Source organism: Mesorhizobium sp. WSM4312, from assembly GCF_002294875.1.
GTDB lineage: Bacteria > Pseudomonadota > Alphaproteobacteria > Rhizobiales > Rhizobiaceae > Mesorhizobium.
In genome coordinates this window covers 60,899-87,212 of sequence record NZ_NSFU01000007.1, presented here as the reverse complement: position 1 = coordinate 87,212, position 26,314 = coordinate 60,899, and the positions used below count along the sequence as shown (strand labels likewise).

Sequence of the window (26,314 nt, the reverse complement as noted above, 5' to 3'; positions counted from 1 at the left end):
GCGCCGATGTACGAGCCTCCCCATTTCCAGGAAACGCGGCCCGACGTGCTGCATGGACTGATCAGGACGCATCCGCTCGGCATGCTGATCTCGAACGGGCCTGACGGCCCGGTCGCCAACGCCATTCCCTTCCTGCTCGACGCCGCAGCGGCGCCGAACGGCAGGTTGCGGGCTCACCTGGCCAAGGCCAACCCGCACTGGCGCCTCATTGCCGACAATCCGGCGTCGCCCGTGCTGATCGTCTTCCAGGGCGCCGATGCCTACGTGACGCCCTCCTGGTACGAGACCAAGCGCGAGACCGGCAAGGTGGTGCCGACCTGGAATTATGCCATCGTGCAGGTGCGCGGCACCGCAAAGGTGATCGACGACCAGGCGTGGCTGGCGCGGCAGATTGGCGATCTGACCGCTTCCCAGGAAGGTGCCCGCGAGGCACCCTGGGCAGTGACCGATGCGCCGCCGCCCTTCATCCAGTCGCAGATCAAGGGCATTATCGGGCTGGAGATCGAGATCAGCGAGATCCACGGCAAGTGGAAGGTCAGCCAGAACCGCCCCGTCGCCGATCGCGCCGGCGTGGCACAGGGACTGGAAAACGAAGTCGCCGACGCGACCGACATGGCTCGCCTGGTAAGGTCCTACGGCGGCCTGGACAACAATTAATCCGGCAAAGACTTATCTTTCCGGTGCAATGAGCCGGAAGGATGCCTTGCGGACCGGCAACCCTGACGGCGTCGGACGGAAGATGAAGCCGAGCCGGGCAAAGACCAGCCCGCAAGCCAGCGCGAAGGCGCAGCCAAGGCCGAAGCCGGCCACCGTGTCGCTCGGATAGTGTGCGCCGACGAAAACCCTGGTCGAGGCGAGACAGGCGGTGATCACCAGGGCAATGTACCAACGCCGCGGAAACAAAAGCAGGAGAACGCCGAACACCGCCCCCATCGTCGTGGCATGGCCGGATGGAAAACCGGCGAAGCGCGCGTCAAAGGCGAAGGGGTGCAGGGCGAGCACGCCAAAATCCTGGAAGTAGGGCGGGCGGGCCCTGCCGATCGCATATTTCAGGACATTGACCAGCAGGCCCGACAGGCCGACAGCGCTCAGCACCAGAAAAGCCAGGCAAGTCCAGTTGTAGACGAGCATCAGCGATCGCCGTGAAAGGCTGCGCCAATCGGTCAGATTGGCCCCAACGAGCAGAAGCGCCGACGGGATCAGGTACCAGCCACCGAGAGCGAACTGGGTGAGGAATTCAGCCACCCCGGCTCCCGGCCATTGGCCATGGACCAACCCTGCCGGTGTATCGAGGCGAACAAAGGCCGCCGCCGTCAGCAACATCCAAACGATGAGCCAGACCGGCCATGCGATGTTGGGGTAACGCGCGGGACGAGCGGCAAAGCGCCCTCTCACGATCCGCATGGTGTCGCGAAAATTGCTCAGGGACCGTCGCCCTACCCCAAGGAACCGACCGGAAACTGAAGGGCGCGATTTTACGAGCATTGGGAATTCGACCCCATTGTTGCCGTCATGGGCATCGACGAGCCATCATGGGGCCACACGATAGAGGCCGAGCGACAATTTGTCTCCCGACGAATAGTTGAGGCCGTCGATCTCCGCGACCCGTTTCACCGATTTGCCTGGCACCGACAGCATGCCATTCAGTTTCTGCTCGTCCTCGATCGGCGCCAGCCCTAGCGCGCAGGCAGGATCGGCAAGCAGATGCTGCGCCACGCCGCCGACATCGGTCAGCACCGTTTTCGTGCCGACCAGGAACACCAGGCTCGGCTCCTGATACCGCGCCGAGGCCAGCACCGTCGTGTCGCAAGGCTTGTTGGCAAGCACCGCCTGCTTGATCGCCGGGCTCAGCCAGATCGGTTTCAGCGATGGGGCGATGACGCCGAACAGCAAGGCATAGGTGATGCCGGCACAGGCCGCGGTGGCTCCGATGCGGGGCAACGGCACCTGCAGCTGCCGCGAAAACGCGAAATAGCCCGTACCCAATGCGGCGGCGGCCGCCGGTATGCTCCACCAGGAGAAGCTGTGGGTGAGATAGATCGGCGCCCCGATGCAAACCGCCGCCAGTCCAAGGCTGACCACGACCAAGCCGAAGGCGGTCGACCACCACAGCCACTGCTGCCAGCGCTTCAGCGGCGCGTTGGCGTCCTCGGGCTGCAATGTCAGCAGCCAGCCGATCAGCAGCGCCATGCCAGGATAGGCCGGAAGCACATAATGCGGCAGCTTGGTCGGGATCAGCTCGAACACCAGCCAGAACGGGATGTACCAGGCGAGGCAGAAGCGCAGCCTGACATCGTCGCGCAGGCGGTTGAGGGCCTGGAGGCCGGCGCCGACCGCGATCAACCCGAACGGCCACATGAACAGCGAATAGGTCAGCATGTAGAAGCCCGGCGGCAGGCCGTGTGATTCCTCGCCCGACGCGACCTTGCCGAGCATGTCCTTGCCGACGGCTTGCTGCAGGAAAGCGCCGTGGCTTTTCCAGGTGATCGCGGCAAGCCAGGGCAGCGCGACCACCACGACGAGCAACAGGCCGCGTCCGACCCTGAGCTTCGACAGCCAGCGCCCGTCACGTTCGAAGGCGAACAGCACCGCGATGGTCAGCGCCGACAGCAGCGGCGCGATCGGCCCCTTGACGAGGATCGCCGCGCCTTGCGCGATCCAGAAAATCCACCAGAGATGGCCGGCGACCGGTTCTTTGCGGCGCGATGCGAGATAGATCTGCGCCAGCGCACCTTGCGCCGCCACGCAGCAGGCCAGCAGCATCGCATCGGTCTTGGCGTCGCGCCCTTCGAAGGCCGTGGCGAAGATCGCGGCCATCACCAGGCCGGCGGCAATACCGGCATTGGCGCCGAAAAGATTGGTCCCCGTCCAGACGATCGCCAGCACCGCAATGGCAATGCCCAGTGCCGAGATCGTGCGATAGACCCAGATCGGCGCCTCGGCGCCTTTGCCGCTCAGCGTCACCGCCGCCGACTGCAGCCAGTAGATGCCGATCGGCTTCTGGTAGCGCGAGGCCTCCTGGAAGCGGATGTCGACATAGTCGCCGCTCTCGGCCATCTGCTTGGTCGCCTGGACGAAGCGCGACTCGTCCCGGTCGATCGGCGGCAGCGATGCCAGCCCCGAAAGCGTCATCACCAGGCTGAACAGGAAAAGGAGAAGGTAGTTCCTGTTCAACGCCATGCATCAGCCTCTCTAACCATTTTTTCGCAGTGACGGGCCGCTCAATCGACCTTGGTCATCGCCGCCTTGCGCTCATTGGCGATCAGCCAGAGATTTCTGATGTAGATAAACATGCCCATGGCCTGGCCAGCGATGAACACCGGATCCTGGCGCTGGATGGCATAGATCAGAAGCAGACCGCCGCCAAACAGGGAGAAGAACCAGAAGGCCACCGGCACGACGCTGCGCTTGGCCTTTTCCGAAGCGAGCCATTGCACGACGAAGCGCATGGTGAAGAAGAACTGCGCAACGAAGCCGAGCAGGATCCACGCATCGAATTGCTTGATGAAAACCTGGTGAAGCCAGGTCCCCAGTTCCTGAAGCACGTTAAACACGCTTGATTTCCTCTACTTTTGGCATCCTGCGGCGTCGGCGGCGCAGCCACCAGACACCGCCGAGATCGAGCGCGCCCTGCAGGCCACGGTCGAAAATGCCGTAGTTCGACTTGCCGTGACGGCGCGAGCGGTCGACGACATCGCAATGCACGACGCGATAGCCTTCCTGGATGACCAGGGCTGGGACGAAGCGGTGCGTGCCGTCGAAGAAGGGCAGTTTGCGCAGGATATCGGTGTGGACAGCCTTCAGGCCGCAGCCGGTATCACGCGTCTCGTCATGCAGGATGGCGTTTCTCAGCCAGTTGGCGAAGCGCGACGCCAGCTGCTTGACCTTGCTGTCGCGGCGCTTGAGGCGCTGCCCCTGGGCGGCGCCGAAATCAGGACCGGCCTGCCGCAAGGCATCGACCAGCACCGGAATGTATTGCGGATCGTTCTGGCCGTCGCCGTCGATGGTGGCGACGATGCCGCCGCGCGCCGCCCAGGCGCCCGAACGCACCGAAAGGCTCTGGCCGGCGGATTTCTGATGCCGCAACTCCCGCACCGGAAAAGAGCGAAGCGCCGCCTGTTCGGCAAGCACGGCAGCCGTCTCGTCGGTCGAGCCGTCATTGACGATGATCAGTTCGAAGTCGCGCCCGGCCATCGCCGCCTCGATCTCGTCGATCAAGAGCGGCAGGTTTGCCGCCTCGTTCCTGCAAGGAATGACAATGGATATCAATGCGTCCGGCATGTCGCGTCGGGCTCTGTCGTCGAATGTGGCATTGATGGATGCCGTGCGGTGCCGCTCGAGGTCGTGGGCTGCAAGAACCTTTGGCGCGGCGCCTCATTACGCCAGCCGAAACGATGAAGCAAGCATGACGGCATTATCCGCGCGGGCCGCAAAACCGGATTCCACTTTTGCTGATCGCGACCTCATGGTTGGCGCGCGATCTGACGCAAAACCGGATTCCACTTTTGCTGATCGCGACCTCATGGTTGGCGCGCGATCTGACGCAAAACCGGATTCCACTTTTGCTGATCGCGCTTGGATGCTAAACGCGCCCGTTCACATATGCCCGGGCCGGACCGGGCGGACGCTTTCGGGAAAGAAAACATGCCTGCCTTCAAATCCGATTTCCTGCGCACGATGAGCGAGCGCGGCTTCATCCACCAGATTTCGGATGAGACCGGCCTCGACCAGCTTTTCGCCAAGGAAACGGTCACCGCCTATGTCGGCTATGACGCCACCGCCACCAGCCTGCATATCGGCAATCTGATCTCGGCGACCATGCTTTACTGGCTGCAGGAAACCGGACACCGGCCGATCGCCCTGATGGGCGGCGGCACGTCGATGATCGGCGACCCGTCCTTCCGCGACGACCAGCGCAGCCTTCTGACGCCGGAAGCGATCGCCACCAACATCGAGGGCATCAAGCGCATCTTCGGCCGCATCCTGCGCTTCGGCGACGGCCCGAACGACGCCATCATGGTCAACAATGCCGACTGGCTGATGAAGCTCAATTATGTCGAGTTCCTGCGCGATGTCGGCCGGCATTTCTCCGTCAACCGCATGCTGACCTTCGACAGCGTCAAGCTCAGGCTCGACCGCGAGCAATCGCTGTCGTTCCTCGAATTCAACTACATGATCCTGCAGGGCTATGATTTCGTCGAGCTCGCCCGGCGCCAGAACTGCCGCCTGCAGATGGGCGGATCGGACCAGTGGGGCAACATCATCAACGGTGTCGATCTCGGCCATCGCATGGGCACGCCGCAGCTTTACGCGCTGACCACGCCGCTGCTGACGACATCGTCGGGCGCCAAGATGGGCAAGTCGGCGAAGGGTGCGGTATGGCTCAACGGCGACCTCTTCTCGCCCTATGATTTCTGGCAGTACTGGCGCAACACCGAGGACGCCGATGTCGAGCGCTTCCTGAAGATATTCACCCGCCTGCCGCTCGACGAAATCGCGCGCCTGGCCGCCCTCGGCGGCTCCGAGATCAACGAGGCCAAGAAGATCCTGGCCACCGAGACGACGGCAATCGTCCACGGCCGCGAAGCGGCGAACCAGGCCGAGGAAACCGCGCGCAAGACCTTCGAGGAGGGGGCGCTCGCCGAGACATTGCCGACCGTCGGGGCCGACAAGGCGGCACTCGAAGCCGGCGTCGGCATCCTGTCGCTGCTGGTCACGGCCGGGCTGGCATCGTCCAATGGCGAGGCGCGGCGCCACATACAGGGCGGCGCGGTTCGCATCAACGACCAGTCGGTCAATGACGACCGCCGCATGGTCACGCTTCAGGATCTGAGTCCGGAAAACGTCGTAAAGCTTTCACTCGGCAAGAAAAAACACGTTCTGGTGCGGCCGGCCTGAGGCCGTTCACCGGTACTCGAAAATCGACCGGAAGATGCCCGGCGCGATCACCGAGAGCGGGTTGACGTCAAGCACCGGCTTGTTGGCATTGCCCCTGAGCCGATAAGTGACACCGATCAGGCCGCGGTCGCGGCCGTTGCCCAGCAGCGCGCCGACGATGGGCAATTCGCCGAAGATGCGGTTGAGGCCATAGACCGGCATGAAGGTGCCGGTCATGTCCATATTGTTGTTCTGGTCGTAGAGGATGCCCTGGAACGTCGTGCCGATGCGCGGACCGCGCAGCACGCCATTGGCCAGCTTCAGATAGCCGCTGCCTTTCTCGATCTCGGCATAGCCGCGTTCGAACTTGACCCGCGATGTGTCGAGATTGCCCTTGACCGCCTGGTTGAGACTGCGGTTGTCGCCGGCCGGCGTGGTCGAGACAATGGAGGCGAGCTTCGGTTCGTTGACGATGAAGAAGTTGCTGGTGTCGACCTTGCCCGTCATCGGCCCGTCGCCGGCTCCCGTCAGCGCCAGCATGATCGAGCCGCCTTCCATGTGCTCGTAGACGTTCAGGAACCTCAATATCGCGCCGGCGTCCGCCGACTTCACGTTGAGCGAGCGCCGGCCGTCGCCGGTGGTGTTGCTGATGGTGATAGCCGCGCCCGAACTTGCCGTGGCGCTGACCTTCAGCCCGTTCACCCTTGAGCCGGCCGCGCTGTAGTCGAGCTTCAAATTGGACAGTTGCTCGTCATGGAAGCCGGTGAGTTGGTCGACGTCGGCGCTGACGGAAATGTTGTCCGTTCCGGTCGTCTTGGTCGCGGTGTCCACATCGGAGGTGAACTGCTTGATGAGCGAACGGGCGTCGAGCGCGTTGCCGTTTATGTCGACGGCGTAGCCCTTGCCCGAGCGCTTCACCGAAATCGCGACGTCGTCACCCCGGTTCAAGGTGACCTTGCCGAACCTGGCCGACAACAGGGCGCCGTTGACCAGCACGATGCTGCCGTCGATGGCGAATGTTTTGCCGTCGAGGTTGAAATCGGACAGTGTCGTGGTGTCGCCGGCCTTGGTCATGACGAAGGTGACGTTGGCGGGAACCCCTGCCCCCTTGCTCCAGCCGGCCCAGGGAATGTCCAGCCTGGCATTGGTCAGGTCGGCCGAGACGTTCTGGTTGCCGCTGCCGCTCTTGTCGATCGCGACCTTCACCGTTCCGCCAAGCAGCGGCGTCAGGCCGGGCATGGCCGCGGCACGGACCTTGTCGTCGAGCACCAGGGCCACCTTGCGGCTGCGCGCCGGCCCGTTGTCCGCCAACGGTTCGATAAGGTCGAGTTCGGCCGGAATGCCGTTGAGCGCTGCCTTGGCGGAGATCACCGCCTTTTCCGGGTCGACGGTGATCGAGCCGTCGGCATCCGTCACGGTCTGTCCCTCGAACGGCTTGGCCAGCGACAGGCCGGTGTAGTCGAGCGACACCAGCCAGTCGAGCTTCGACGTATCGACGCCTGACTGCAGCGGAATGTCGGCCCGGACATGGCCAGTGACGCTGCCGGACAGATCCTCCGGCAGGAAGCCGACATGGCGCATGGCGTTGATCGGCTCGTAGGAGGCGAGTTCGGCGACAGCCGGCGCCTCGCCCTCCACATCGATGTCGAGCGCACCGATGACCGGCGGGCGGTTCGCCGCCTTGACCGCCAGCGTACCGTTGCTGGCCGCCACGGTGCGGCCGCTGGGCATGAAGACGGTGCCCGAGGAGAGCGAAATGTCGACGTCATTGCCGTGGAAGGCGACGACGCCGACCGCGTCGCGTATCGGCGGGATGCGGCCGGCCGTGTCAAAACGCGAGCCTTCGATCTGGAAGCGGCCGAACACCTCGTCGGCCGAAAGCGGCACGCCGTTGCCGAGGCGATCCGGCACGACCTGGAACTGGAGGTTGGCATCGACGACGCGGCCCCCGAATAGATTGTCCAGCACCCAGAGCCGCGCATTGCGCGCCGAAAACCACGGCCACAGCTGCTTGACGTGCGAGACCGGCATGTCGTGCACGTTGAGCGCCAGATTGATCCCGGGGGCCTTGCCGTCAACGAAAGCCACGGCCGCGGTGCCGAGTACCTCGCCGGCAGCGGCGGACCGAACCGCGATCTGCTCGGCAACCAATTTATGGCTCTCGGTCTGATAGACGCCGGCGATGCGGGCGAGGAAGGTCAGCGCGGGCTCGGGCGATTCCGATGGCGCCAGGGTCGAACCGTCGCTGGTCAGGTCATAGCGGTAGGACGGTTCCTCGCCCGCCGCCCCTGTCGCCGGCTTTGGCCCTATCGAGCCGCCGAAATTGAAAGAGGACCGGCCGGATTTCAGCAACAGCCTGTCGACCTGGATCTTGTTGCTGCCATGGACAAGCGTCGCATCGACATCGACATCGGCAGGCAGCAAGCCGCGCGTGCCAAGATCGAGCACCGACCCGGCGGACGACAGAGAGGCCGTCAGCCGTGATTCATTGGTGCCGGATCCTTCCGCTCCCGTCAGCTTCAACGCGATCGCGCCCAGCTTCCCGGCGCCGGTGGCGTCGGCAGATGACAGATCGACGCTCGCAGTCAGCGCCGTGACGCGATGGGCGGCGACATCTCGGGTGGCGGAGGCGGCAACCGTGACCTTCCTGCCGTCGACATCCGCCTCTGAGGAAAACTCCACGGCGCCCGGCCCCGATTGTACGACGGTGGCGTCGGCGATCTTGACCAGCTTGATCGCCCCCGCGTCTGGCAGCACGAATTCGACATTGCTGAGATCGATCCGGCGCATCGAATCTTCCCGCGCGGCGTCGAGCGCGCGATGTATGTTGCCGAACAGCGCGTCGGACAGTCTCTCCGGATCGACGAGGCCGTCCTCATTGCGCAATTGCGCTGTCCAGTCGCCGCCGGACGGCATCGCCGCCACAACGATGTGAGCATCCGATATCCTGGCGCTGGTCAGCCGCACCTCTCCCCAAAGAAGCGGGATTAGGCGCATGCCGAAGCGGACGCGGCCAGCATCCGCCATCGGTTTGTCGTCCGATGTCTTCAGGCTGACGTCGCTGACCTGAAGCGCGACGAAGCTCGAACTGTCGAGCGTGATGCGCGCCGGCCCGACCGCCACATTAACATCGACACCGGCGAGTTTCTCGATGGCGGTCTCCGCTTCCGCCCGAAGCCGCTCGGAGCCGATCCCGGAAGCTCCGACCAGATAGACAATGACCGCGGCCAGCAACACGAACGCGACCATGCCGGCGAACACGCGCGAAAGGATGCGGAAGCCGCGGCCGATCGACGCCTGGCCGAGTGGTGGAACGCGGCACGCGGATGGCAAAGCCCCCAGGTCGGTGATCTCGTCACGCCTGAACCGGATCTTCTCGTGCTGCGGTTGCTCCTGATCCACGCAATCTTCCGTTGTACAAATTCGCTCGTGGACGAATCCCCGGTCGACACTATATCGGTGTGGCGTCGCGCGTAACCTCAAACAAGGGCATCGATATGGCTGACCTCGACGTGGGCGATCTTGCGCCGCAATTCGATTTGCCCCGGGATGGCGGCGGCTCGCTCAGCCTGGCCGCATCTGCCGGCAAACCCGTGGTGCTCTACTTCTATCCACAGGACGACACAACAAGCTGCACCCAGGAAGCGATCAGCTTTTCACAGATGAAACCGCAATTCGAGAAGGCAGGCGCTGTGGTGATCGGTCTGTCACCAGACAACGTCAAGAAGCACGACAAGTTCAAATCGAAATACAACCTCACCGTCGACCTCGCCGCCGACGAGGAGCGCAAGGTGATCGAGGCCTACCATCTGTGGGTCGAGAAATCGATGTATGGCCGCAAATATATGGGCGTCGAGCGAGCGACGTTCCTGATCGGACGTGACGGTCGGATCGCCAGGATTTGGCGCAAGGTCCGGGTCAAGGGCCATGCCGAGGAAGTGCTGGAAGCCGTTCGCGCGCTTTGAGCGCGGCCAAGGCCCATACGAGCCGTCGTTACTGGTCGGGCGTTTGTGCCTTCGGCTGCCGCTGTGCCCGCCAGGATTTCGTGCCATGGACCGCACGATCGGCCAGCGCGGCGAGATGGCCGCGCAGACCGCGCGCGCCGATCATCGACGACAGCCTGACTGATTGCGTGGCGAAGCGCCGCTTGAAATCCTCGCCGCCGCAGAGAAAATCGACTTTGGCAAGGCCACGGTCGAGCGACCACTGGATATAATCCATCATCAGCACCATGCCCGGCGAGGCTCGCTCATATTCGGGATCATAGGTGGTGACGAAAGCCATCATCGTGCCGTGCTGCTCGAAATTGATCGAGACGGCGATGATCGTGTTGTCGAGTTCCAGCACGAAGATGCGCAACAGCCCGAGTTCGGCCAGCACCGAAACCAGCGCGGCGAGAACGGGCGAGCCCTCGTCGAACAGGTCCGAGGCGCGGCCATGCCGGGCGAGCCAGAGGCGCTTCAGCACCGCGACGCGTGCGAGCACCGGCTCGCGTGGGTCATACGCATCGAGCAGGCGCAAACGCAGTGCACCGGCTTCTTCCATGAACTTGCGGCCACGACGGTAGTTCTGTCGGGCTTTCTTGGACTGCGCCTCGAACCATTCCGCCCCACTTTGCCAGGGGCCGACGACACGGTAGCTGATTTCGCTGCGGTGGTTGGGCCGAAGCGCCTTGCCATGGCGCGAGGCCGGATCCAGCAGCGCCCGGACACTGGCATTCGGCAGCAGGCGGTTGAGATAGACGAGGTCGAAGCCGCCCTGGTCAAAAACATGCTGCCAGAGGCGGGAGATCACCTGCGGATCGCTTTCGGGCGCAACCAGCGCGTCGCCATAGTCGCTGTGATCCTTCGCCGCCCATTCGAGCAAGCGGATGCCGGAGCGCTTGAACGTGGCGAGCGCGATCACGCCGTCGAGCCGCTCGCCATTCCAGGCAAGCCCGATCCTGAGCGTGCGCCGCTCCTGATGCGGGGTGGTGCGCCACCAGGCTGCGATCCAGTCCGGGTGCTGGAAGACAAGCCCGCCGGCTCGCTGCCAGAGCGCGGTCCAGGCCGGTGCGATCTCGGCCAGCCGCGCCGCCGATGTCACGACTTCGAAGGTGCGTGTCCGCGGGATCGCCAGCACGAAGGGACCGTTCATGGCCGTGTCCCTTCCGATGATCGCGAGGTCCTTGGCTTTGCGGGCCGGATGCGCCTGGCAATATGCCCCCACATCCGCTTCAACGGCATCACATAAAGGCCGGCGAGGGACTGGTAGTCGCGCACATTGCGGTCAACCAGTCCGAACTTGAAGTCCTCATCGGGTTTCGGCACGCACAATGTTCCGAAGAGTCGGTCCCAGAACGAGAAGAGCAGCCCGAAATTCTTGTCGTAGTGGCGCGGATCGGTGCTGTGATGCAGCTGGTGCCAATGCGGACACAGGACCACATTGTTGAGCGGGCCGAACGAAATCTTGAAATGCGTGTGCCTGACGAAATCCATCATCAGGATGTTGCGCATGACATAGACGTTGACGCCAAAGACGGTCAGTTCGACAAGGTTCAGTGAAATCAGCGACCAGATGCCGAAGCAGATGCCGACGACGAGGCCATCCCAGGCACGATTCATCAACTCGTCGAGCGGGTGGACCCGGTCCTTCGTGATCCCGACCATCACCTCGGCCGAGTGATGCACCTTGTGCAATTCCCAGAGCACCGGATAGCGGTGCTGGGCGACGTGATAGAGATAATAGGAAATATCGTAGGCGAGCAGCATGGTGATGGTGAAGATCAGCACCGTCACCGGGCCTGCCGGTCCCTCGACCAGCGGCGGCTGGAACTGGAAGAGTGTCGAAAACAGCCAGTTGGTTGCGTAGCCCACCGCCGAGACGAAGACTATTCCAGCGGGTAGCATCAGGAAGGGCATCAGGGTCTTCTTCGTGACCCAGAACAGCAGGTCGGCCCTCGCCGAGGGATGGGTGATGACCTCGTGCGGGATGACGAACTCGAAGAACTCCTTCCAGCTCTTCTCCTCGACCGTGCGCCAATAGGCGACGAGCGCGCTGACAAAAGCAGTCAGCAGCAAAAGCCCGGTCGCCAGCAAACTGGTGCCCGAGATCTTGTCGAGGATCTTGCCAGCCAGATCGCCCAGCATTCCTGCCGCCATAGTGTGTCCCAAACCCCGGTACCGCTTCTAGTCGAAAACCGTCAATTAAAAGCAATCGAAGACAGTTAAGGAAACCTAGACCTCGATCGCGACCGACAGGCCGCTTCGCTGGCAGCAGATTGGTGCTCATCGCCAATGATTTCACGGCATTACGCACGCTTCCTTGGCCATTTTCATACAACCCTCTACGCGCGCCGCGTGCTTTCGGCGTCGGGCGATCGATCCGGCAAGCCTTTGTTAACCCTAATAATGTGTAATCCAAGTTGTCGTGGTGTCGTAAACGAAAGCTTGGTCCCGTGAACGCAACCGGTCAGTCCGCAGTCTTCGGCAGGCGCAAGGAACCCCACACGGTCATCATCGCCCGCGGCAACGAGATCAGGCATTTCACGATCCGGCCTTGGCTCGCGGCATTCATCGGCTCAGCACTCGCCGCCATTGCCATTGGCTACCTCCTGGCCACCTCCTATCTCGTGCTGCGCGACGACCTGATCGGCGCCACCACCGCGCGCCAGGCGCGCATGCAGCAGGCCTACGAAGACCGCATCTCGGCGCTCCGCGCCCAGGTCGACCGCATCACCAGCCGCCAGTTGCTCGACCAGCAGTTGATGGAAAACAAGGTCAGCGAACTGATTGAACGCCAGACACAGCTCAGCCAGCGCCATGGCCGTCTCGGACCATTGCTCGAGCGCGCCGAGAACGAGGTGGGAGCAGCGCCCGCCGAGGATCCCGCGGCCGCCAAACCGGACAAGCACGCCGAGGTGACTGGCAGCATCAGCCAGCCCGCGCGGAATTACGCGGTCGCGAGCCTTGGCGCCGACCTGGGTGCTGCCGATGCCAGGCCGTTCTCCTTGTGGTCGACCCGCACCGATCCGCTGCCCAGCGATACAGCCGCCGATCGTGCCGACAAGCTGTTCGTCTCGATCAACCAGTCGCTGAAATCCATCGAGAACGAACAACTCACCCGCATCAGCACGCTTGCCGACAATGCCTACAAGAGCGCCGATGCCATCCAGGAGGCGCTGCAGGCGGCCGGACTGCCGGTCGACAGCGATTTCGGCAAGAACGAAAGCGATGTCGGCGGCCCGCTGATCCCACTCGACAGTTCGATGATCTTCGACAGCAAGGTCAAGGAACTGGACGAAGCCCTGGACACGCTCGACCAGTTGAAGAAGGAAGCGCGCCAGCTGCCGCTTGCCAACCCCGCCCCCGGCCACTCCGTCACCAGCCCGTTCGGCGTGCGCACCGATCCCATCCTCGGCACCGCAGCATTGCATTCGGGCATGGATTTCAGGGCGCCCATCGGCACGGCGGCCAAGGTCACGGCGCCCGGCATCGTCACCAAGGCCGGCTGGAACGGCGGCTATGGCCGCATGGTGGAGGTCGACCACGGCAATGGCTTTGCGACCCGCTACGGGCATCTCAGCGAAATCGACGTGACCGTGGGCGAGAAGCTGGACGCCGGCGCCATCATCGGCAAGACCGGCAGCAGCGGCCGCTCGACGGGTCCGCATCTGCACTATGAAGTGCGCCACAATGGCGAAGCGATCGATCCCTTGCGCTTCCTCACCGTCGGCAAGAAGGTGGCCCAGTACCTCTGAGGCGCGCCAGTCCTGACCTGATTGGCACCCAATAGCTCTCGAATAGATCTTCCTGCTTTGATTTCCAGGTGAGCGATCGCCATCCGTGCGGGGCTTTCGGACGCCTGTTTCGCCTTTTTTGCCTCCCAGCAGACGCATCATCCCCACGCGCCGGCAAGGCGACTGGTCCACGGCCTTAGGCCAGTCTAGGCCCGGTGTGCGGCTTGCAGCCTTCCCGGGCGTGATGTTGCTCTCGAATTATTTTTGAATTCCATTTGACTGAATAAATCTTTGGTGCGAACCTTGCGTCAATCGGGAGCGCAAGGCATGGCATTGCGGGGGACCAATCAGGAGTTCGGGCGGCCATACAACCGGCGCATCGTGCTCGAATCCATCCGCCTGCATGGGCCGATCGCCCGCGGCGAAATCGCCAGCCGCGTCGGGCTGACCGTCCAGACCGTATCGACCATCGTTCGCGAACTGGAAGAACAGGGCTACATCCTCTCCCTGCGCGAGGAGCCCAGGGGGCGCGGCCTGCCGCCGGCGACGCTGCGCATCAATCCCGAGGGCGGCTATGCCGTCGGCATCCATATCACCCCACTCGGTATCGATGCCGCTTTGATCAATCTGAGCGGCGACGTGATCGAGAGCATTTACCGCAAGGCCCCGAGCGCGACGCCCGACCATGCCTTCGAGCTGATCGGTGCGATGGTGATTGAATTGACCGGATTACGGGCCGGCGGACGGGTGCTTGGGGTCGGCCTGGCCCTGCCGGGACCGTTCGGCGTCGAATCCATGAGCTTCGTAGGCCCGACGACCATGACCGGCTGGAAGGATGTAGCGCTGCGCGAGCGGCTGGCAGCCTCGACCGGACTGCCGGCCTTCTTCGAAACCGATATGGTTGCGGCGGCCATGGGCGAGCGGCTCTACGGCCTCGGCGCTCAATTCTCCGACTATTACTATCTCTATTTCGGTGTTGGCCTCGGCGGCGTGATGGTTCATGACGGTTCCGTGCAGCGCGGCGCCTGGGGCAATGCCGGCGAGGTCGGACACATCCCTGTCGTTCCGGGCGGCGAGGCCTGTCCCTGCGGCAACCGGGGTTGCCTCGAAAGATACCTCTCGCTCGAGGCGCTTCGGCGCTGGAACGGCACGGAGGCCGACTGGGTCGCGGAAGTCGCGCCGATCTTTCACAATGCCGTCGCCGTCATCGAGAACCTGTTCGACCCCGAAACGGTCATCCTCGGCGGGCTGGCGTCCACCGACCTGCTCGAACGGCTGGCCGGGTCGACCGGCGGCCTGCACAACTCCGTCTCGGCGCGCAAGGACCGCATCGCGCCCCGGCTGATGGTCGCACGCGGCGGGCAACATTCGGTGTTGCGCGGCGCCGCCGCGCTTGCGGTCTCGGGAGTGCTGTCGCCGCGCTTCGGCCAGATGTTCGCCGCCGAGCGCGAGCGCGGCCGCGATCCTCTGACGGCCAAGGAGGTTGCCTGATGAGCGAACCGCTGCTGGTGCTCGACAACGTCACCAAGAACTATGGCGCGATCGAAGCGCTGAAGGGGATCAGCTTCTCCATCGGCAAGGGCGAGGTCGTGGCGTTGCTGGGTGACAACGGCGCCGGCAAATCCACGCTGGTCAAGATCATATCAGGCGGACTGGAGCCGACCTCGGGCCGCATGCTGTTCGAAGGCAAGGAGTTTCTCGCGAGGTCGCCGGCCGAGGCCAAGGCGGCGGGCATCGAAACCGTCTACCAGGACCTGTCGCTCTGCACCAATGTCGACGTGGTGGCGAATTTCTTCATGGGCCGCGAGATCACCAGGAAGGTGCTCGGCATTCCTGTGCTCGACGAGCGCGCCATGGAGGCAGTCGTCTCCAAGGCGCTGGCCAGTGCCGGCACCCGCATTCCGTCGCTGCGCACCAATGTCGAGCATCTCTCGGGCGGCCAGCGGCAAGCCATCGAACTCAACCGTTTTGTCCACTGGGGCGGCAAGCTGGTGCTGCTCGACGAGCCTTTCGCGGCGCTGGGCGTCGAGCAGACGCGGCGAGGTCTCGACATGATCCGCCAGGTGGCGAGCCAGGGCATCGGCGTCGTCATCATCACCCACATCATGCAGCAGGCTTTTCAGGTCGCCGACCGGATCGTGGTGATCCGGCAAGGCGTCGTGGCGGGCGATGTCGCCAGAAACAAAACAAGTCCCGATGCGGTGATCAACATGATTACCGGGGAGACGCCTGCCGGTGCCGGACCGGCGAGCTGAGGGACACAAAGAGGGGTCCGGCTCAACAGGAGCGAACGACATGAAGCGAATACTTCTTGCTGTCTTCGGTATCCTGGCACTGGCCGTTGCCACGCTCACGCCGGCATTCGCCCAGTCCAAGGGGACCGTCTACTATCTGGTGCCGACATTGCTCGATGAATTCCAGACCGGCTCGGTCACCGCGCTGGAGCTGTTCCTGAAGCAGGTCGGCTACGACATAAAGACGCTGAACGCCGACAACAAGACCGACGCGCAGCAGTCGCAGATGAACGACGTCATCGCGCTGAAGCCGGCGGCGATCATCCTGGCGGCGGTCGATTTCAATGCGTTGAAGCCGTCGATAGAGGCCGCGCGCGCCGCCGGCATCCCGGTGGTCGAGTTCGACCGCCAGATCACCTCGACGCCTTCCGACTTCACCTCGGTGGCGGGTACGGTCGAGATCGGCCATATCGCCGCGGACCAGGCCGAAAAACTGCTGAAAGTCAAGAACGGCTCCGTGAAGGGCAAGGTGCTGCAGGTGCTCGGCGATCCCGGCGATCCCTATACGCTCGACATCCAGAAGGGTTTCGAGGAGAAGATGAAGGCGTTCCCGGACGTCAAGATCATCTCGCTGCCGGCCATGCAGTGGGAGGCCAGCAATGCCGGCACCATCGTCGCCGACCAGATGCTGGCAAACCCCGACATCGACCTGATCTTCAGCCATGCCGCGCATCTCTCGGTCGCCGCCGTCGCCTCGCTCGAGGCCGCCGGCAAGAAGCCGGGCGACGTCATGCTGATGAGCTCGAACGGCGCTCCGGTCGGCCTCGACCTGATCCGAAAGGGCTGGCTCAATGTCGAAGTCGAACAGCCGCTCTACGCACAGGCCGCGGCCGTCGCCATGTTCATGGACAAGGTCGTCAAGAAGCAGGAGATCAAGCCCGGCGACTATGACGTGCTTGGCCTGAAGTCGGTCGTGACCAAGGAAGCCTGGGGTCCGAACATCAAGATCCCGGGTGCGGCCATCACCAAGGAAAACGTCGACAATCCGGCCTTCTGGGGCAACCAGAAGCCGCCGACGGACACCGTCAAATCGGTCGAATAGACCGTCGCGCAAGCCGCTCCGGGCCACTCAGGCCCGGAGCCACTCCGCCGCAATTCCAATCCGCGCAAGATCGTCACCGAAAATCGAATTTTCGGGGTCATGCGCCAGCCGGATCAGTCCATGACCCTCCGCACCCGCCAAGCCCTGGAGTTCGCCCTCGACAACCTCGTCTGGTTCATGCTGGTCTTCGTGCTGGTGGTCTTTTCCATCTTCATCCCGAACTATTTCCAGCTCGGCATCTTCGCCAACATCATCGAGGCATCGAGCGTACTCGGCGTCATGTCGATCGGCCTGGCGCTGGTCATCATCGCCGGCCACATGGATCTGTCGGTCGAATCCGTCGCCGCACTCAGCGCCATGGCGGTCGGCATCCTGTTCTGCTCGTCGGGCATCGGCCTTGGCGTTCAACTGCATCCCGAATGGCTGATGGTCCCGGTATCGCTGCTGCTGGCGCTGACCGTGGGCGGCCTGATCGGCGCCTTCAACGGGTTTCTGGTCGTCAGGGTCAAGATGAGCGCCTTCATCATCACGCTGGCGTCCTACATCTGGGTGCGCGGCCTGGTGCTGGTGATTTCGGGCGGCCGCTCGGCGCAGGATCTTGCACCGGCGATCCGCTGGTTCGGCATCCAGCGGCTGATCGGCCTGCCGCTCACCGCCTGGATCGCCATCGCCTGTTTCGTCGTCTTCTCGCTGATCATGTCCAAGACACCGTTTGGCAGGCACCTGGTGATGATCGGCGGCAACGAGACGGCGACCTTCCGGGCCGGTATCCGGGTGAACCGCAACCTCATCATCGCCTTCGTGCTTGCCGGCGCCATTGCCGGCCTTGCCGGCTGGCTGCTGGCGATCCGCACCTCGGGCGCCACCGCAAATCTCGGCGTCGGCCTTCTGTTCAACGCCTTTGCCGCGGTCGTCATCGGCGGTGTCAGCCTGAAGGGCGGTGTCGGCACCCTGCCCGGCGTCTACGCCGGCGTGCTTCTGCTCTCGGCCATCAACACGGCGATCAATCTCATGGGGCTACCGGCCAATTTCACCCAGGTCATCCACGGACTGCTGGTGCTGGCGGCCGTGCTGCTCGACGCATTCAAGCAAACCATTCGCCAGAGACTGGCATGACAGGACCGCTCGCATGACTGGACGATTGAAAGACAAGGTGGCGCTGATCATCGGCAGCGCGCGCGGCATCGGCAAGGGCATCGCACTGCGCTTTGCCGAAGAAGGCGCAAGGCTGGTGCTGGCCGACAGCGAGGCTGAGGCCGGGCAAGCGACCGCAGATGAACTCGGTGTCCCCTTCATCGGCACCGACATTTCGCAAATGCGCGACGCCGAGGCCGCGGTGGCATTGGCACTGAAGCAATACGGCCGCCTCGACATCATCGTGCAGAATGCCGGGATCTATCCCTGGCAATTGATCGAGAACACCAGCACCGACGACTGGGATCGGGTGATGGCCGTCAATCTGCGCGGCACCTTCAATGCCACCCGCGCGGCCCTGGTGCCGATGAAGGCGCAGCGCTGCGGACGCATGCTCTACACCTCCTCCATCACCGGGCCGCATGTCACCAGCCCCGGCCACGGCCATTATTCGGCGACAAAGGCAGGCATCAACGGCTTCATCCGGGCAGCGGCGCTGGAATTCTCCGGCTACGGCATCACCGTCAACGGTGTCGAACCCGGCAACATCCTGACCGAAGCCATCCAGCAGCATCGCGGCGCCGCCTATATCAAGAACATGGAGGATTCGATCCCGCTCGGCCGGCTCGGCAGTCCGCGCGATGTCGCCAATGCCTTCCTGTTCCTTGCCTCGGACGACGCCAGCTACATCACCGGCACGACCATTGTCGTCGATGGCGGGCAATTGCTGCCCGAGGGCAAGGATTTCCGGATGGTGCCGCCTTGAGAACTCAGGTCTTTTGGGCGACGCGGAGAGATCAACTCAGAGGAGGCGTCAGGACGCTCGCCCGTTGTGGCCCGCATCCTCGGATCCAAAAAACCCGCCACGGGGCGACCCGCGACGGGCTTTTGGAGTGGCTACATCCCGGTGGGAATCGACCGCTGCTGGTTGTATTGTGTACCACGTGACCATTTCAGCCTATGGTGTGATCGCGGAAGACGCGGCCAGCCATCACCTGTTATTGCGCCGAAAAGCCCTGGCACCCTTGCCGAGCGACCTGGCAGCCTCCTCCGCGTCCTGCCAGCCTTTCAGTTTGATCGTCTTGCCCGTGCCCAGCACGGAGGACAAAAAGAACTGCTCGATCTCCCGGCGCAAATCCTGCGGCAAATGGTCGGCAGCGACGGGCTTGTCCGGCGCATCCTCCTTGCGCGGGCAGAAAATATAACGATCGTTGCGGACGACCGCCCCATCAGGGTCTTTCTGCTTCACCCGCAATGCACCGAGCAGATCGCACTTGATGACCACGCCGGGTGCTGTCGCGGCCTGGTGGATCACCATCCCGTCGAGCGGATCACCATCCTCCCCGACGGTGGAAGGTACGAACCCCCAATCATAAGGATATGTGTTGCCGATCGGCAGCGGCCTTGAATATTGAAAGACGCCCGTCTTGGGGTCGTAGGCGAGCTTGGCGGCTGCTCCGCGCGGCGTTTCGACGACAACGCGAAACAGCTTCCGCGACTTCGCAGGGAGTTTCAGAAAGTTTGTCATGGCTTGTGCATCCAGTGCCCAGATCGCAGTAGCACGCGCGAACGGGCAAAAGGTTCCCGCGTGGCCAACCGACGAACGGAACCTGGCGCCGATACAGATGTTCAACATAGGCGTGGAAGGGGAGAGTGCGATGGCTAAGGTTTCGCCGCATACGCTGAAAGGTATCGGCTATGTGGTCTCGATGGTAAGCGTCATTTTGCTGGCGGTGGTCAGCTGGAAAAGTGCCTCGCAAGACCCGCTGCTTGCGGCATGCCTGTTTGGCGGCGCCGCCACATCGATCGCGGGCATGTGCTGCCGCTGGACATCCTATGCTATCGAAAAGCGGCGGAACAAAATGTAGCGCGCCGGCCTTGTTCAGTCGATCTCGCGGGCAGCCTTGCCCCTGGTGGCACGCCGCACAAAACAGGGCCCCTGAAATGGCTGATCAGGCGCGCCGATACGCAAACAGCATCCTGCCCAAGCTGCGCAGCCGAGCTTGGCCTTCACTCCATAACGATATCAAGCAAAGCCGCCTTCTTCGTGACGAGGGCTTTCAGATCCGCGTCAGAACGGTCGGTTCCCGTTCTTTGACGAAGCACTTCGACAAATTCGGCCATCGATAGAAAGGCACGAGGGTCATGCTCCGTGAGCATCGTATCGACCGCCTTGGCCACGTCGACGGTATCCGGTCCAACTGTCGTCTTCATTTGCCACCTCCGCGCAAGGTCGCCTTAGCGGTCAAGAAACTTCGAAGCCCTGCTAACGTTCCCATCGGCGAAATCGCAACCTGCGAAAAGCCTGTTTACGGGAAGACGGCAGGGTCGGAGGACGGGCGGGAGACCGCATGCATTGGATATTGAAAACACACCCGAAGCGATTTCCAAGCTGTTTGAGCTTGGTCTTACCATTCCCGAGGTCGCATCAATCTCAGGTCACAGAACCCTTGCTCAACTAATGAGGTATTCGCACGCTAGTGATGCCATTGTCAGGACCAATCTCGACGGTCGATAGCCAGGATGGACCCTTGAAAAAACTGTGATGCCACAAAACCCATGGAGTTCCTGCCCTGACTACGCTCAGCAAATCCAAGCACTTCCAAAAATACCCAAGCTAGTGTCAGCCCATGTAGGCCCATGTCTCTGAATATACCTTAGGTCGAGAATATGCGATTGCCTCCAGTATGCAACCAATTACGAGCCCAGAGCTTTTCGCATCCCTAGGTTCGATTGTTTCGCTCATAGCGTATCTTAGAACAGTCACATCTGGGTAATTGATTGCTGCGGCGATAATCGAGACCGCGCTAAATATCTTTGGACCAAACGGAACACACGTTATGGAATAGTTGTGCTTTGACGACGTCATTATCGAACTCATGTCATTAAAAAGTCCGGGTATATCCCCAAGACTATACTCGATTATTTCGTAACTCCGTTCACCAAAATCATATTCGAAATTGGCCTTCTTCATGCTTTCGCTAAAGCGACTGTCAAACCCAACAGGGCGGAAGATAAAGCTCATCTCGGGCTCATGCGTATCTAAAACGCTCAACGATATGCCGTACTCGTAGCCCAAGCCAAGAATCATGCATCTTCCCCGGCTCGGATCGGTGATAGTCCCGGCAAGCGCAGGATGGGCAGCTGTTACTGCCTTGAGTGGAACCAACTCCAGTGATGGCTCTTGGAACTCTGCAGGCGAATAGAGAAGGACAAGTCTGTCCCTTGGACGAATTTCCCGTTGTATCCTCAACAGAATCTCAGCCATGAGTGAGCGATTCATCGCCGACACATCAACCGCGATTGAAACTGGCTCCGCCTTGCTGAATTCCTGCTGAACGAACCGTTCTAAGGCAGGCCCTAATTCGTCAGGTCTATCCGCAACGATGAGATGCCGACGATCCTCCGCGACCGCAAGGTTCTGATCAAAAGCGAAAATATGATTGGATGTATATCTTACCGCTAAGACATGGCCTTCTTGCACAGAGGCGTGTTCCAATGCAAAAAGAGATCTACTCTCGTATCCTACTGCGTAGACGATCGCATCGGCGTGTATAAAATCGCCGGCATGCCAAAGCCCTTGGGTGGCCCTATAGACTATATTATTCATCGCCCGCAGCCGAAAATAAGTCATTGATAGATAAATTGTTATTATAGCGCCTACGACCCCGCTCTTGGCCAAGAATGGTCGAGAGATTGATTGACTTTCCGAATGTGAGGGGAAGATGATATCGGGGGCACAGCATATACGAAAGCCGAAGCCTAGCCCCACTTACAGAACCGAAGTCAAATAGACCGATGTCGTCCGACAACATGACGAACGCGCCCTGGTTCATCGCGTTGCCAATGGCTTCCTGAATTTCCGCCGGAACATTCCGGTCGATTCGTATTGATAGCGACGGCTCTGGCTTAAAGGTCGGGCCGTTGACTTCAAACGACAGGTACTCACCGATTTGGTCGAGGACATCAATTATGGAGCGCGAGTCTCGCTCGATAGGAATGGTAGCTAATAGTGAAACGTACTTGGCGATAGCGCTCTGGAGATATGAAGCCTGGATTTCCGGGAGGACCTCGCTTCCTTCCCCAACGAAGTGCTTTACCAAAGGGCGTAGGAGTCCGATAGTCGTACGGGGATTGCCCTCACAAACAGTGATGAGCGAGTCGTATCCTAAGTAAGCATCCGACAACCGCTTCCGACTAGGTGACCGAGAAGAAACTGATTCGTCCGACCGCCGAAATATGTTCGTTGGTCCGTATTCGTTCCTGATCGCAACCTGCCAAATATATTTCCTAGCCAATCCTGCACGTCGGTCTTCAGGCTCCTTGTATACCGTCTCTAAATCGATGTTCCGATCCTCGAGGAATTGCCTGAATGCCACGTCATTGTCTCGTAGGTTTGCGAACCGCTTATAGTGCTCTCCGTCGGGTGGAACATATGCCCGACGTTGAAGATGGGACGAGTTTGCCTCTTGGATCAAAGAAGTACCAAGAACAGACTCCGCTCGTTCAGCTGGTCGTCGCCCACGGTATCGCATGCCTTCGGCGTTCAGCAATGCATCGAATAGTTTCGCGGTGAAACGCTTGGCATCCTTCTTGTTTGCGAAAGCCAAATTGATTGGCGTGTAGTCATGACCGACCATAGGTCCTTCTTCAGATGTTCGTTCCCATGAAATACCTGAAAACGGACTAGTCGCCAGCTTTACGACGATTCTCTGATCCACCGAACGCAAATACGAAAACAGTTGGCGCTGGAGAGCACGCGGCATGATCTCTAGCTCATCAACACAGAGCGCCCAGATTTTCTCGGGCCTATTGGTAGCATTGTTAAAAATATCAACGAATGAGGAACACGCGTAAATCGGATCATGCGTAATGAAACTGTCGTGCGCCATCACGTCATCGATATCATCGATCATCCCATAACGAACTTTCTCAAGTATCGCATTAATACTGGCAATGTGAAGCTGGAGCAGAGACCTAATTTCCAAAAAAGAGTATGCTATTCTGGACAATCCCCAAGCGCCCGAAAGAGATTGGCAAACAAGAATTTCCATGTCACGACTAATTTCGATGTACTGATGCGATACATTCTCAAAACTTAGCAGTGAAGTGTCAGTAATTTCACGTACTGTGTCGAGGCATGAAAATTTTATGCGCGTCGAAAGTAGAGCTTTAGCGAGAAGGTCGACAATTTTCGGGGAATCGCTACTTTCCGGAAGGTTCCTTGCTACAAGTTCGAATTGCCGATCGGCACCAACATATATCGGCGCAAACGAGAAGCGTCGGGTTGCCTTGCCTCTCCGCTTCGCTCTCCACCTGGCTTGGGCACCGACCTTGAGCATCTTCAAGAGCGTCGTCTTTCCACTCCCTCGTGGGCCAACGACTAACGAATTATTCTGCTGGCACACAATCCTGAACTCGCGGTCTCGCAGCACAAACGTATCAGCTACGGTTCTCGGATCAACAAATCTCGCGTTGAAAGATTCAAATGGCCCCACGGTCATTCCAGCCACCCCCTATGCCCGCCGAAAGATACTGTCACTGGCTACAGGGGCGATTGTGCAAACCACTCCCAGCTTCGGCAGGAGCTTCAAAACCTCGTGGAGGGAATCTTGTAATAGATATCTTAGTTCCGGAATCTTGGAGAAAAGATGCTTCCCCTCTAGCAGAGGATCAGGACTGCCGTTCACTTCTGATGCAATTTGATGTGCAAGCACTGACGGCTGAGCTCTACATCCGAACCCGGACCCATAAGGTATGCTAAAGGTAAGAGGCGAACGCTGCCACTTATGACGAAGCTCCCAATGCCATGCTCTCACGACTCCGCATGGCGACCAATTTTTTGTGTCGGCGGAATCAGTAGCAAGCGTGAGGTGATAGAACTGATTGGGCGCGATCGATGCGTATGGAGCTTCAATCGAAGCCGAGAAGCTCCCTGCCGAGAAGACGACAGGAACGTGCGCCTTGCCGGGCCCATAACTGACCTCTGGTAAATGTTGGTGGCCGTGTATGATGAGCCAGCTCGATGACGTTACTTGCGATATTCTATCAACCAGCCTGCTTCCAAATATCATTGAGCTATAGTCGCTATCATATATTTTATCATTCGGGAATGGATGATGATGAGTTAGCAGTATGTTCACGGGATAATTCCCACCCTGCAGAGCGTTTTCGATCCTCTGTATCGTATACTCGCTTATTCTACCGTGCCTATATTCAGATTTGCTTGTATCCGCGACTTCCTCTGAATGATATCCATGAAACGCAGAGCTATTCAGATTTAAAAGACGAACTGGACCTTCCGTATATATATGAAAGTTTCGTGACCAATATGTGTCTGAGGTTTTGTCATCTATTCCAGGGAATGGAGGGAGCAGGGCCTGCAACGAGCTTTTTGGATCGAAATCGTTATATTTCAGACGCGAGTCGACGTCGTGATTCCCGGCAGTTGCCAACAGCAATCTAGCCCTCGTCTTCTTTTTCAATTCGCAAAGAGATCTCCACGCGAACTCTTGTGCGGTCGGCTCGGCTTTGTCCGCAATGTCGCCTGGACAAATTATCCAATCAACATCTAACCCCTCTTCATCCAACAATTCCGGTATGGGCGTCAGCATATCCGGCATTCCGAGGCTCGACATGTGCGAGTTGACTAAGAACGACGGAGCCCGAGTGATTTTTGGGCTGGGTGTGTATGCGTGCAAATCGCTAAGGATGAGGATTTTCATTGTTCTTGGGCATAGTTAGTTAAAAGGATTTCATTAGCCCTTCGACGCGCGCCTGCGAAGCCTGCGATGTGCCTTTGGACAGACACCTCAGACAATTCCCAGGTTGGTCGAAGTCGGAATGTGGTGCCCGATGCGCTCGAGTAGGTAAGCATGAATTTGCCCCGAGAGTCATCAATGGCTTCGAGGCAGCCGAGTAGGCGAGAGATGTCTTTCGGCTTAAATGTGGTTGGGCCGTATTCGGTGAAAGGGGCTCGGCGCGCCACCGCATATGGGGGGTCGATGAAAAAGAAGCTGCCACTTCCCAAATAACGGCCGACGGTCAATTCAAAATCGCCAGAATGAAGCACGTAGCCTTTTAGGCGCCCGGCAAGCTCCAAAAATTCTTCACGGGTGTGAGGCCGTCCTATGCGGGATGACGAGAACGGGACGTTGAATCGCCCCGACTTGTCTGTTCTATAAAGCCCATTGAAGCAGTTCCTATTCAAAAAGTAAAAAATTGACGCAAGAATCAATTTGTCATCGGTCTTATTAAAAATGTCACGTAGCCGGTTGTATTCTTCCTTTGTAGCTTGAAATTTTGAATATTGGTCGTAGACATCCTTCGGACTGGACTGGCATTGCACATAGAAGTTTATCAACCTCTCATTTAGGTCATTCAGAACTATCAATTTGGTGGACACCTCAAAAGACAACGCTGCCGAGCCGCAGAATGGTTCGATATACGAACTGAAGTTAATCGGCATTCTGGGGCGAATTTGCCCGAGAACGCTCCTTTTGCTTCCAGCCCACCTGATAAGTGGCCTCGTCAACAAAAATATCCCCCTTCCCGGTGCAAGCCATTTTTTCTATGTTTGAAAGTTGACCGGGCTTTTTCTGAACTAGCTTTGCATAAAATAGCTAATTTTGGTCCAAGTCCCTTATCGAGTGGGCTTTCCCCACAGAAATCTGATATTTTTTCGCTAAAGCTCTTACAGACAAGCCTTTCTTGTGGTCGCATACGAAGGACGCTCTATCGTTTGCCCTTCCGGCTCTGAGCCTGACCCTTTCGGCCATCCCCTCGATGAACCAGTCAAAATCGTCCCCCAATCCGAGATCTCTCCTCAACCATTTTGCATGGCTAAAGTCATCAATAGTTGGAGCTCAGTAGGGCATCTGCGTCCTTCTTTCCGTCAAGCTTGCAACGGACGCGTTTCGTATCAGAATGAGCCTAGCGCATGGGCATTTCGATGTCGCGGTATCTGCTAATCGAACCCGCTCTGGCATTGTCAGTCCTTTCCCAAAAGCCTGCCGATGGCTTTCCGTTGGGATGCAGACTGTTTACTCTGGCTCGGCGTATTGAATCAGCGCCACAAGTGGCCCTAAGCATTTCCAGCCTGTGGAATTCCAGGCAACATTATCGTTCTGTGGAGCCTCAAGCGGGCAGGCCTGCGCCTCTAACTGACTATCTGCTCTGGAAGGCTCCGCTATCTCTGTTGGAGGGATCACGAAGCAGCCATCTCTGCCACTCTCGTGTCACAGCGCACGG

24 protein-coding genes are annotated in these 26,314 nt (G+C 60.2%); 11 read left to right on the top strand and 13 right to left on the bottom strand.

Annotation, left to right across the window (positions count from 1 at the left end):
• Positions 1 to 6 precede the first annotated feature (6 nt).
• Positions 7 to 657, top strand: a complete 651-nt coding sequence (locus CK228_RS12945; protein ID WP_095788098.1) for an FMN-binding negative transcriptional regulator — start codon at positions 7 to 9, stop codon at positions 655 to 657.
• A gap of 12 nt (positions 658 to 669) precedes the next feature.
• On the opposite strand, the gene CK228_RS12940 is transcribed toward CK228_RS12945, so the two are convergent.
• The 4 genes from CK228_RS12940 to CK228_RS12925 form a co-directional block, all read right to left on the bottom strand.
• Entirely contained in the window at positions 670 to 1,245 is a 576-nt protein-coding gene (locus CK228_RS12940) for a phosphatase PAP2 family protein (RefSeq protein WP_245438018.1), read from the bottom strand.
• A 285-nt stretch (positions 1,246 to 1,530) separates the two neighbouring features.
• Positions 1,531 to 3,180 (bottom strand): glycosyltransferase family 39 protein, encoded by a 1,650-nt coding sequence (locus CK228_RS12935; RefSeq protein WP_179295894.1) that lies wholly within the window; start codon positions 3,178 to 3,180, stop codon positions 1,531 to 1,533.
• Between the two features lie 41 nt (positions 3,181 to 3,221).
• The gene (locus CK228_RS12930) at positions 3,222 to 3,554 is read right to left on the bottom strand and encodes a lipid-A-disaccharide synthase N-terminal domain-containing protein (protein ID WP_010909058.1); all 333 of its coding nucleotides are present in this window, start codon (positions 3,552 to 3,554) and stop codon (positions 3,222 to 3,224) included.
• Complete coding sequence (locus tag CK228_RS12925) at positions 3,547 to 4,281, bottom strand: glycosyltransferase family 2 protein (RefSeq protein WP_095788096.1); 735 nt, start codon at positions 4,279 to 4,281, stop codon at positions 3,547 to 3,549. The genes CK228_RS12930 and CK228_RS12925 overlap by 8 nt, the downstream gene beginning before the upstream one ends.
• 167 nt (positions 4,282 to 4,448) lie before the next feature.
• Here CK228_RS12925 and CK228_RS35260 point away from each other — a divergent pair, with 167 nt between their 5' ends.
• Positions 4,449 to 4,586 carry a hypothetical protein gene (locus CK228_RS35260; protein WP_179295893.1) on the top strand — a complete coding sequence of 46 codons (138 nt, stop codon included), beginning with the start codon at positions 4,449 to 4,451 and terminating at the stop codon, positions 4,584 to 4,586.
• A gap of 58 nt (positions 4,587 to 4,644) precedes the next feature.
• Entirely contained in the window at positions 4,645 to 5,898 is a 1,254-nt protein-coding gene (tyrS, locus tag CK228_RS12920) for a tyrosine--tRNA ligase (RefSeq protein ID WP_095788095.1), read from the top strand.
• 6 nt (positions 5,899 to 5,904) lie between these two features.
• Here tyrS and CK228_RS12915 read toward each other — a convergent pair whose 3' ends face one another.
• Positions 5,905 to 9,279: a DUF3971 domain-containing protein gene (locus tag CK228_RS12915; protein WP_095788094.1), complete on the bottom strand. Its 3,375-nt coding sequence runs from the start codon at positions 9,277 to 9,279 to the stop codon at positions 5,905 to 5,907.
• Between the two features lie 95 nt (positions 9,280 to 9,374).
• On the opposite strand from CK228_RS12915, the gene CK228_RS12910 reads away from it, so the two are divergent.
• Positions 9,375 to 9,842 (top strand): peroxiredoxin, encoded by a 468-nt coding sequence (locus tag CK228_RS12910; protein WP_095788256.1) that lies wholly within the window; start codon positions 9,375 to 9,377, stop codon positions 9,840 to 9,842.
• A gap of 28 nt (positions 9,843 to 9,870) precedes the next feature.
• Here the strand turns inward: CK228_RS12910 and CK228_RS12905 are convergent, their stop codons facing one another.
• Together CK228_RS12905 and CK228_RS12900 are read right to left on the bottom strand one after the other, a co-directional pair.
• Positions 9,871 to 11,013, bottom strand: coding sequence for a GNAT family N-acetyltransferase (locus tag CK228_RS12905; RefSeq protein ID WP_245438017.1), 1,143 nt, complete (start codon positions 11,011 to 11,013; stop codon positions 9,871 to 9,873).
• Positions 11,010 to 12,005: a sterol desaturase family protein gene (locus CK228_RS12900; protein ID WP_095788092.1), complete on the bottom strand. Its 996-nt coding sequence runs from the start codon at positions 12,003 to 12,005 to the stop codon at positions 11,010 to 11,012. The genes CK228_RS12905 and CK228_RS12900 overlap by 4 nt, the downstream gene beginning before the upstream one ends.
• Before the next feature lie 308 nt (positions 12,006 to 12,313).
• On the opposite strand from CK228_RS12900, the gene CK228_RS12895 reads away from it, so the two are divergent.
• From CK228_RS12895 to CK228_RS12870, 6 genes are all read left to right on the top strand, one after another.
• Positions 12,314 to 13,615: a M23 family metallopeptidase gene (locus tag CK228_RS12895; protein ID WP_095770381.1), complete on the top strand. Its 1,302-nt coding sequence runs from the start codon at positions 12,314 to 12,316 to the stop codon at positions 13,613 to 13,615.
• Between the two features lie 306 nt (positions 13,616 to 13,921).
• Positions 13,922 to 15,085, top strand: a complete 1,164-nt coding sequence (locus tag CK228_RS12890) for an ROK family transcriptional regulator (RefSeq protein WP_095788091.1) — start codon at positions 13,922 to 13,924, stop codon at positions 15,083 to 15,085.
• Entirely contained in the window at positions 15,085 to 15,849 is a 765-nt protein-coding gene (locus CK228_RS12885; protein ID WP_095788090.1) for an ATP-binding cassette domain-containing protein, read from the top strand. The genes CK228_RS12890 and CK228_RS12885 overlap by 1 nt, the downstream gene beginning before the upstream one ends.
• A 40-nt stretch (positions 15,850 to 15,889) precedes the next feature.
• Complete coding sequence (locus CK228_RS12880; RefSeq protein WP_095788089.1) at positions 15,890 to 16,930, top strand: sugar ABC transporter substrate-binding protein; 1,041 nt, start codon at positions 15,890 to 15,892, stop codon at positions 16,928 to 16,930.
• A 120-nt stretch (positions 16,931 to 17,050) separates the two neighbouring features.
• Entirely contained in the window at positions 17,051 to 18,046 is a 996-nt protein-coding gene (locus tag CK228_RS12875) for an ABC transporter permease (RefSeq protein WP_095788255.1), read from the top strand.
• A gap of 13 nt (positions 18,047 to 18,059) precedes the next feature.
• Positions 18,060 to 18,830, top strand: coding sequence for an SDR family NAD(P)-dependent oxidoreductase (locus CK228_RS12870; protein WP_095788088.1), 771 nt, complete (start codon positions 18,060 to 18,062; stop codon positions 18,828 to 18,830).
• Positions 18,831 to 19,055: 225 nt separating this feature from the next.
• Here the strand turns inward: CK228_RS12870 and CK228_RS12865 are convergent, their stop codons facing one another.
• Positions 19,056 to 19,592, bottom strand: a complete 537-nt coding sequence (locus CK228_RS12865) for an inorganic diphosphatase (protein WP_095788087.1) — start codon at positions 19,590 to 19,592, stop codon at positions 19,056 to 19,058.
• 130 nt (positions 19,593 to 19,722) lie between these two features.
• Between CK228_RS12865 and CK228_RS12860 the strand changes: the two genes are divergently transcribed.
• A complete protein-coding gene (locus tag CK228_RS12860; RefSeq protein ID WP_095770386.1) occupies positions 19,723 to 19,932 on the top strand; it encodes a hypothetical protein in 210 nt (69 codons plus the stop codon).
• Positions 19,933 to 20,074: 142 nt separating this feature from the next.
• Here CK228_RS12860 and CK228_RS12855 read toward each other — a convergent pair whose 3' ends face one another.
• The 5 genes from CK228_RS12855 to CK228_RS12835 all read right to left on the bottom strand — a co-directional run bounded on the left by CK228_RS12855 (position 20,075) and on the right by CK228_RS12835 (position 25,598).
• Positions 20,075 to 20,278, bottom strand: coding sequence for a hypothetical protein (locus CK228_RS12855; protein ID WP_095770387.1), 204 nt, complete (start codon positions 20,276 to 20,278; stop codon positions 20,075 to 20,077).
• A gap of 409 nt (positions 20,279 to 20,687) precedes the next feature.
• On the bottom strand, positions 20,688 to 21,674 hold the full coding sequence (locus CK228_RS12850) for a hypothetical protein (protein ID WP_095788086.1): 987 nt from the start codon (positions 21,672 to 21,674) through the stop codon (positions 20,688 to 20,690).
• Entirely contained in the window at positions 21,667 to 23,412 is a 1,746-nt protein-coding gene (locus tag CK228_RS12845) for a hypothetical protein (protein WP_143750581.1), read from the bottom strand. Before CK228_RS12845 ends, CK228_RS12850 begins: the two co-directional genes overlap by 8 nt.
• A 168-nt stretch (positions 23,413 to 23,580) precedes the next feature.
• On the bottom strand, positions 23,581 to 24,789 hold the full coding sequence (locus CK228_RS12840; RefSeq protein ID WP_095788084.1) for a metallophosphoesterase: 1,209 nt from the start codon (positions 24,787 to 24,789) through the stop codon (positions 23,581 to 23,583).
• Positions 24,786 to 25,598 (bottom strand): Dam family site-specific DNA-(adenine-N6)-methyltransferase, encoded by an 813-nt coding sequence (locus tag CK228_RS12835; RefSeq protein WP_179295892.1) that lies wholly within the window; start codon positions 25,596 to 25,598, stop codon positions 24,786 to 24,788. The genes CK228_RS12840 and CK228_RS12835 overlap by 4 nt, the downstream gene beginning before the upstream one ends.
• Positions 25,599 to 26,314: the final 716 nt, after the last annotated feature.